This window comes from Herbaspirillum sp. VT-16-41, assembly GCF_001994935.1.
Classification (GTDB): domain Bacteria; phylum Pseudomonadota; class Gammaproteobacteria; order Burkholderiales; family Burkholderiaceae_D; genus Herbaspirillum; species Herbaspirillum frisingense.
The window spans coordinates 1-1862 of the sequence record NZ_MUXB01000084.1; the positions used below are offsets into that span (position 1 = coordinate 1).

3 protein-coding genes and 1 pseudogene are annotated in these 1862 nt (G+C 45.8%); 2 read left to right on the forward strand and 2 right to left on the reverse strand.

Features of this window, described 5'->3' with window-relative positions; translation table 11 throughout:
- On the forward strand, positions 1–443 hold a 443-nt coding region (locus BTM36_RS06825; protein ID WP_139347094.1), incomplete at its 5' end, for a gamma-glutamyl-gamma-aminobutyrate hydrolase family protein.
- A gap of 69 nt (positions 444–512) precedes the next feature.
- Positions 513–734, forward strand: a complete 222-nt coding sequence (locus BTM36_RS06830; RefSeq protein WP_077235680.1) for a nitronate monooxygenase — start codon at positions 513–515, stop codon at positions 732–734.
- 316 nt (positions 735–1050) lie between these two features.
- Here the strand turns inward: BTM36_RS06830 and BTM36_RS06835 are convergent.
- Positions 1051–1395, reverse strand: a pseudogene (locus BTM36_RS06835) (4Fe-4S dicluster domain-containing protein); the annotation flags it as partial.
- The gene (locus BTM36_RS06840) at positions 1320–1850 is read right to left on the reverse strand and encodes a hypothetical protein (RefSeq protein ID WP_256385236.1); all 531 of its coding nucleotides are present in this window, start codon (positions 1848–1850) and stop codon (positions 1320–1322) included. The pseudogene BTM36_RS06835 and the gene BTM36_RS06840, both read right to left, overlap by 76 nt.
- Positions 1851–1862 lie beyond the last annotated feature (12 nt).

The window sequence follows — 1862 nt, forward strand, 5'->3', positions numbered from 1 at the left end:
TTGAAATAGAATTAACGAAGAAAATGCTATCCATGGATAAACCGATTCTTGGCATATGTAGAGGAAGCCAAATAATAAATCTTGCAGCAGGTGGAGATATGTACCAAGATATTTACGCACAAATAAATGATAATGTCCTGCAGCATACCCAAAACTCCCCACGTGATCACGGGTCACATTTTGTCAACGTGCGAAAAACCTCTCTGCTTCATCAAATAACGAATAAAGAAAAAATAAAAGTAAATAGTTTTCATCATCAAGCTAATCGCTCTGTCCCACAGGAATTTCAAATAAGTGGAGTAGCGAATGATGGGGTAATTGAAGCGATAGAAAGTAAACATCACTCCTTTGTACTAGGGGTCCAATGGCATCCGGAATCCATGACAGATGAAGTGTCCATGAATATATATAAAAACTTTATTTCGGCATGTAATTGCTTGTAAGAAAAAGGATTTTTCCTTATGAATAGAGAATATATTAAATAACTTATATTCTTAAAATGAGGTGTAACGATGCTGCGAAATAAAGTGGCCGAACTATTTGATATTACCTATCCGATTATTCAAGCACCGATGGCCGGTGGAATTACTACTCCTGAGTTAGTATCTGCGGTTTCGAATCATGGGGCTTTAGGAATGATTGGTGCTGGATATATGAGTCCGGGAAACTTAAGAACATGTATTCATGAAATTAAACAGAAAACTGAAAACAACTTTGGTGAGCTACTGAACTGAAGTGAACTGAACTGAACTGAAAGGTGATGGCACCCCACTCCAGTACTCTTGCCTGGAAAATCCCATTGGTGGAGGAGCCTGGTGGGCTGCAGTCCATGGGATCCCAAAGAGTCAGACACGTCTGAGCGACTTCACTTTGACTTTTCACTTTCATACATTGGAGAAGGAAATGGCAACCCACCCCAGTGTTCTTGCCTGGAGAATCCCAGGGACAAGGGGACCTGGTGGGCTGCCATCTATGGGGTCGCACAGAGTTGGACATGACTGAAGCGACTTAGCAGCAGCAGCAGTAAGATTGACCTGCCTCTTGAGAAACCTATATGCAGGTCAGGAAGCAAGTCGGGTCCTTGATATCGCAGGTCTTGCAGTGCACGCAGTTCTGGGCGTTGATCTGCAGGCGGTCGGTGTTGTCTTCGTTCTTGACGAATTCATAGACACCTGCCGGGCAGTAGCGTGCTTCCGGGCCGGCGTACTTGGCCAGGTTGATCTGGACCGGCACGGCCTTGTCCTTCAGCGTCAGGTGCGCGGGCTGGTCTTCACCATGGTTGGTATTGGAGATGAAGACCGATGACAGGCGATCGAAGGTCAGCTTGCCATCCGGCTTGGGATAGGCGATCGGCGCAAAGTCGGCGGCCGGGCGCAGGCATTCGTGGTCGGCATGACATGAATCAAATCTTCAATAATTGCGCTGGCTGTCGGAAACATGCCGGCTCCAGGACCCTGCAGGCTGATATTCCCGACTATATCCGCATCAATTGAAACTGCATTTTGCACTCCTTCTACTCTGTACAAGGGATGTGCCTCCGCTGTCAGGACCGGCTTTACAGTACAGCGGCTAGCATCTTTTTCCCTCTCACTCGATGCTACATGTTTAAATTTCAGTTCCAGGTAGTCAGCCATACGGATTTGTTCAATTGTAATGTCAGTAATGCCTTCTCTAACAGATGTTTCCTGCGCCGGTGCTTTCCCGAACACCAGCTCACTCAGAACAACCGCTTTGAAAAAAGCGTCATATCCCTCGATATCGTTTTTGGGATCGGCTTCTGCATATCCTTTTTCCTGAGCTATTTTCAGTGCTTCTTCAAATGATAAGTTCTCTTCGCGCATACTTGTCAAAATGAAATTGGA